The sequence below is a fragment of the Vibrio fujianensis genome, assembly GCF_002749895.1.
Lineage (GTDB): Bacteria > Pseudomonadota > Gammaproteobacteria > Enterobacterales > Vibrionaceae > Vibrio > Vibrio fujianensis.
This window is the reverse complement of sequence record NZ_NBUS01000041.1, coordinates 3,445-9,342: the sequence shown is the minus strand read 5'-3', so window position 1 is coordinate 9,342 and position 5,898 is coordinate 3,445. Positions and strand designations below refer to the sequence as shown.

General features: G+C 44.1%; 5 protein-coding genes. 3 read left to right on the top strand and 2 right to left on the bottom strand.

Going from position 1 to position 5,898, the window contains the following annotated elements:
• Positions 1 to 1,656, bottom strand: a 1,656-nt coding sequence (locus B7C60_RS18280; RefSeq protein WP_245868832.1) for a glycosyl hydrolase family 18 protein, incomplete at its 3' end; no start/stop codon positions are given.
• A gap of 610 nt (positions 1,657 to 2,266) precedes the next feature.
• The gene (locus B7C60_RS07375) at positions 2,267 to 3,157 is read right to left on the bottom strand and encodes an AraC family transcriptional regulator (protein ID WP_099611333.1); all 891 of its coding nucleotides are present in this window, start codon (positions 3,155 to 3,157) and stop codon (positions 2,267 to 2,269) included.
• 194 nt (positions 3,158 to 3,351) lie between these two features.
• On the opposite strand from B7C60_RS07375, the gene B7C60_RS07370 reads away from it, so the two are divergent.
• The 3 genes from B7C60_RS07370 to B7C60_RS18275 form a co-directional block, all read left to right on the top strand.
• Positions 3,352 to 4,500 carry an iron-containing alcohol dehydrogenase gene (locus B7C60_RS07370; RefSeq protein ID WP_099611102.1) on the top strand — a complete coding sequence of 383 codons (1,149 nt, stop codon included), beginning with the start codon at positions 3,352 to 3,354 and terminating at the stop codon, positions 4,498 to 4,500.
• Between the two features lie 177 nt (positions 4,501 to 4,677).
• Positions 4,678 to 5,133 (top strand): methylglyoxal synthase, encoded by a 456-nt coding sequence (locus B7C60_RS07365; RefSeq protein WP_099611101.1) that lies wholly within the window; start codon positions 4,678 to 4,680, stop codon positions 5,131 to 5,133.
• A 276-nt stretch (positions 5,134 to 5,409) separates the two neighbouring features.
• Positions 5,410 to 5,898: AraC family ligand binding domain-containing protein (locus B7C60_RS18275; protein ID WP_245868828.1), on the top strand; the 489-nt coding region annotated here is incomplete at its 3' end.

Genomic DNA, 5,898 nt, shown 5'->3' with positions numbered 1-5,898 from the left:
GAGATACTTGGTGACTTCCATGGTTTCCATGCCGCGCAATAGATAAGCTGACGAAGGGGCGGCAATGGTTAACATATAATGAACCCCATCTTGTTCACTGGCGACATCTAACCGCTCACGTAATACACGCATCAGTTCATGATAGGATCGCATTAAATGAGGGCGACGAGACTCCGCAAAATCTTTATCATCTGGATTGCCCGCTCCGGCCATCGATGTGGGATATTCATAATCAATGTCGAGTCCATCAAAACGATACTGACGCATCATTTGAATGGCAGAATCAACAAAGGTTGCTATCGCTTGATGATTAATCGAGCCATCGGCATTGGTTGTCATGGTATAAAAACCACCGTCTGCTACGCGCTGGCCATTGTCATCAAAATGCCCGCCGGTTTCAGCCCAACCGCCGATCGAGATCAACGTCTTCACTCCATAACGTTCTTTATAGGTTGCCAACGCACCAAAATGGCCTTTAAACCCTAATGCAGGATCAACCTCAACGCCATCCCACTCTTTCCCTACCGCAGGATTTTCTGGGTCATTCACATTGCCAATGTTAACTTTACCATCAGAGCCAATACTGACAAAAGCGTAGTTAATATGGGTTAGATGCTGCCAAGGAATGTCTTTAACCAAGTACGAGGTTTGTGGATCATCACCAGAGCGCCAACTGGTAAAGTAACCAATCACACGTCTTGGTTGGCCTCCAGCCATGATTTCACGCCCCTCCTCATCATAAATCGTACAATAAGGAACGTTTACCCCTTCGGTTTGATATAATCCATCCGGTCGACAAGTACTAGCGACTGGCGCACGCTTGACTGTCAACGTCATTGAGGCTGAAGTGCTCACCGCCCCGTGATCATCGGTCGCTTTCGCTAACACGGCTAAAGCACCCGCACGTTCAGCGGTATAATCATACGTATAAGGCGCTTCAGTTAAGCTTGCAACAAGGCTTCCGCCGACAAAAAATTCCACTTTCTCGACTTGTCCATCCGCATCATCTGCATCGGCAGAGAGCGTCACCACTTCACCTTGCTCAATCGTATTGGTAGATAAAGCAATCTCTACTGTTGGTGCTTGATTACCCGGTTGTGATGATGCTTCAACATCAACCGTCACGCTGCTGGCTTCACTAGCAAGATCTTTATTATCATAAGCAATGGCACTAATGGTATGTAAGCCACCAATAGCCAGCCATGTAGCCTGATAAGGCGCTTGTGTCGCGCGCTCTACAACCACGCCGTCGACCAGAAAATCAACTCGTGCAATCTCGCCATCAGTGTCGCTAGCGTCGGCCGCCAGTTTCACCGCTTGGTTTACGACAATCGATAGGCTAGCGGAAGGAGAAGTCAAAGAAACGGTTGGAGCAAAATTGCTAACCTCTCCGGTTGCACAAGTATCTAGGATCCGCCACTGAGCATGATCACCCGAAAATTGGTCTGGACTGTTATTTTGCGTCCAATAATTGGCTTGATAAACGATACCTTGGTACTGAACTTGGTCACCACCGTGATACACCGTGCCAGACTGCCAAGGGTTTAAATTTTCGCAATCCATGGCGGCATAGCTGTTAAACGCCATTAAACACGATGCGGTGAGCGTGCTAAGCGTCAATACACTCTTAGGCACGGTTGCTTGCTTTAAGCGCATAATATTTTCCTTAAGTTGTTGTTTCCACGTTATTAAAACCATCAGTCCTTACTCTGACAGTGTTAAATTTTGTGTAATACCACTGTAGAACAGCGCCACAATTTGGCATCTGATAATGTGTAAAACTTAAGAATCACTCGCAAACTACAGCCACGAATCAACAATGATCACAGGTTAATTTGGCAGCAAACACTAACTTATTGATGATAAAGTCAGCAAAAAAATGCCCGTTATAAAAACGAGCAATAAATATAAGCATATATACCCAAATAACTTGACGTTGCAGGTCGGCAAGTCAGTGACAAATTTGTCTGGAACAAATTTGAACAACCGTAGGCTGGCCTTTGGTGAGAGCCACGGATGGCTCTCATACCCCTTGCGCATAGACAGGCTATGGGATTGGGGTAAACGAACGTAGCCAACCCCCCTGCAACTTCAAGTAGGAAGAGTATAAACAATGCCTATAGGGGGAAAGCCATTATCAAATAAGAGTAAGAAAACAAAAAGAGTAAATGTCTTGCTTTCTCTTTCCTCTTTTGCCTCAACAGTTCAGCACGCGCTGTACCATTCATCCTGACGAACGATCAGACATCCTGATGAACGATCAGAATCACACATGAGGTAACGTGCCTCGCGGTGTTTGATTAAAATGACGTTTATACTCACGGCTAAACTGTGACGGACTGGTGTATCCAACCAGCCGAGCGGCATCACTGACTCTTTTTCCCTCCACTTGAATCAGCTCCTTTGCCTTATTCAGACGAACTTTTTTAAGATATTGCAAAGGAGAGGCTAAGGTAACATCACGAAAAGCTTGATGGAAAGCAGAAACACTCATGCTCGCCTCTTCCGCTAAAGTATGTACCGTCAGACGAGTAGCGTAATCTCGATGCACGCGGCTTAATGCTTTGGCAATGCGTGCATAATGTCCTTCTTGGTGAGCCAACTCAAAAAGCACATGCCCCTCCGAACTGGTTAGAGCACGAAAGACCATCTCTTCTAACAAAGAAGCGCCTAATAGTTGAGCTTCTAAACCGTTTAATAAAGCAGCAATCAGCCTTTTACTACTGGCCAGCATCGCGTCATTCATTTTTACGCATTGGAGACCGCATGCGTTATCTCTTGAGTTGGCATTAGGCTCAAAGCCATACTGCTCAAGCGCGGCCACCTGTTTGAGCAACAAGGAATGATCAATATCTATCGTTAGCCCTAATAGTGGCTGATTGTTTTTTGCTATCGCCTCGCATTCCAAAGGCATTGGAACCCCTACCACCAAATAATCGTTTGGGCCATACTCCACTGAAGTCGCTCCCAAGTGAACCTGCTTATAACCTTGCCCGAGAATAATAATGCCGGATTGATAAATAAAAGGCTGTCGTTCATTACCTTGACGACTTCGGTAAAACCATACCCCCGGTATCGCAGTTTCAATGCATCCCTCAAGTTGTTCAAGTTGGTATTTTTCCACATATCGTTGCATTAACGATGCAAGATCGTCCATATCAACATCTTGCGTCATTCTCCACCTCCTATTGAGGATATTGTAGGAATAGGCAATAAATTTACAGGAATTGCGCTATAAGTACGACCATTACTCGACTATTATGCATATAACAATCACATCCCCACCATCATTACAATCCGAATTAACGGTCGCTCTCTGGGTGGTTATCCTAACAATAAGAGGTAAAAGGAATGAAATTTACTTATGTTAATCCGACTCGAATTTATTTTGGTCAGCAACAGATTGCAGCAATAGAACATGCCATTGCACAAGATAAAAAAGTACTGGTCATTTATGGTGGCGGGTCGATTAAACGTAACGGTGTGTATGATCAAGTCGTCGATGCACTGAAACATCATACTTGGTTAGAATTTTCTGGCGTGGAAGCAAATCCAACAAAAGAAACTTTGGATAAAGCGATTACTCTCGCTAAACAACAAGATATCGACTTTATCCTTGCGGTTGGTGGTGGTTCGGTCATTGATGGTGCAAAATATGTTGCCGCCGCCGCTAAATATAACGGTGATGGCTGGGATATTATGCTGGGTAAACATACGGTCATCAATGCAACGCCAATCGGCGTAATTTTAACGCTGCCAGCCACAGGCTCAGAGTCCAACTCTGGCGCAGTGATTACCAAAGCAGAAACCGCGGACAAGCTGGCATTTTTATCGCCACATGTGCAACCTCAATTTGCCGTCATGGATCCGGATGTGATGAAAACACTCCCCGAGCGGCAGCTGATTAATGGCTTAGTGGATGCTTGGGTTCACACTTGCGAACAATATCTGACGATGCCAACTCAAGCCATGGTTCAAGAGGGCTATGCCGAGGTGTTACTGAAAAATTTATTAATACTGGGTCGCGACTTTTCTAAGCGCGATGATGACGCATGGCGCGCCAATTTAATGTGGACAGCAAACCAAGCATTGAACGGCTTAATTGGTAGTGGCGTACCACAAGACTGGGCAACCCATATGATAGGCCATGAATTAACGGCGTTATGGCATGTTGATCACGCTCGCTCACTTGCCATTATTCAGCCTTCTTTATTGCGTAACCAATTAGCGGTAAAAAAAGCCAAATTAGAGCAAATGGGGCAACATGTTTTTAGCCTCACTCCCGGAGAAGATCTCGCCCTTCGTACCATTGATGCCATCGAAGCGTTTTATCATCAGTTAGGCGTCGACACTCAATTCTCTGCACCGAATGTAACCCGTGAACAAGCCGTGGAGATGGTCATTAATCAGTTGCAAGCTCACGGCATGGTTGCCCTTGGCGAGCATCAAGCCATTCAATTACAGCAATCACGAGAGATTCTTTCTCAAGCATTGGTCTAAATTTTCTTCCGAGCGGCGCGAAAGCGCTGCTCTATATCTCGCCCTAAACAGCCCTTCTCTTAATATCATTTAATTTACTCGTTTTAGATCTCAGTTAGAGTTTCCACTCAAAGTGATTGAATAAGCGTATACTTTTCGTTATGAAAGAAAAGTAACTAAATATTAGGAACGATTGTTATGAAGAAAATTACACGCACCATGGCGGCCCAAAAACACGTCGCTTTAGTTGCTCACGATAACTATAAAGGTGAGCTGCTACGTTGGGTGATAGAAAATAAAGAAAAATTACAACATCATCAATTATATGCAACAGGCACAACAGGCCATATGCTAACCAAAGAAACAGGGCTTCCCATCACCAGTATGATCAGCGGCCCAATGGGAGGGGATCAACAACTGGGAGCAAAAATTGCCGAAGGGCTGATTGATGTCTTGATCTTCTTCTGGGATCCGTTGAACTCCGTTCCCCATGATCCTGATGTTAAAGCACTACTTCGTATTGCCAGTGTCTGGAATATTCCGGTTGCCACCAACCGTGCCACCGCAAAGTTCTTATTCAATTCCGTTTTAATGGAACAAGATGTTGATATCGAAATTCCTGACTATCATGCTTATCTTACCGACCGCACTTAATCTCCCCTCCCCAAAGGTATTTTAGCGGCGTGGAGATAAGAGGGCAGACAAGCCTCATATTAAAATGGCAGCGATATAAGCAAACGTTGCCATTGCTAAATTGAAAGTGCCCCATTACAAGGTTGCGCAACGAAAATGGTAGTCTTGTTTGTTGAAAGTTTTTCCGATATTTTCCGATGATACCATATTTTGATATGAGAATTCCTGCTTAGATTATTGCGTAAAACTATACAGTGCAATACGATGACTAGATAGTTAGATTTGGAGATTAGTTCTGTGCCAGATACTGTTCGTGATGTTAATCAGCACTTTTGGAGTAGCAAAATTATTCCATACCTAACGATCAGAACGACCCACAATAGTGCACAGAGTTATAAAGCTCACAGCCATTCCGAGCTGTCACTTGGAATCATTGAATCTGGAATAACCCAGTTATCGATGCCAGATAGAGAAATTGTCCTTAAAAAAGGGGATATTATCCTCATTGAACCTAATATGGTGCACGCCTGTAATCCAGTAGGGGGGATGTCTCGCAGCTATCACATGCTATATATCGACAATGTATGGTGTTGTAATGTGTTATCCAAGCTATATGGATGTGAGATAACAAAATATAGTTGTGACCTAAATTTATTTTTTGCTACGGAAAGTGATACCAATTTATCAGATCTAATTCTTTTACTGGTAAATGGAGGGGTTCATGACGTTGCCATAGATGTAGAGAGTTATTTATTCAATTTAGTAAGCCGTTTCTGCTTCCCCCAA

What these genes read in the sequence shown, in the direction of transcription:
- B7C60_RS07375 (WP_099611333.1), bottom strand. Translation starts at nt 3,157, where the DNA reads ATGGACGATCTTGCATCGTTAATGCAACGATATGTGGAAAAATACCAA.
- B7C60_RS07365 (WP_099611101.1), top strand. Translation starts at nt 4,678, where the DNA reads ATGAAGAAAATTACACGCACCATGGCGGCCCAAAAACACGTCGCTTTA.
- B7C60_RS07370 (WP_099611102.1), top strand. Translation starts at nt 3,352, where the DNA reads ATGAAATTTACTTATGTTAATCCGACTCGAATTTATTTTGGTCAGCAA.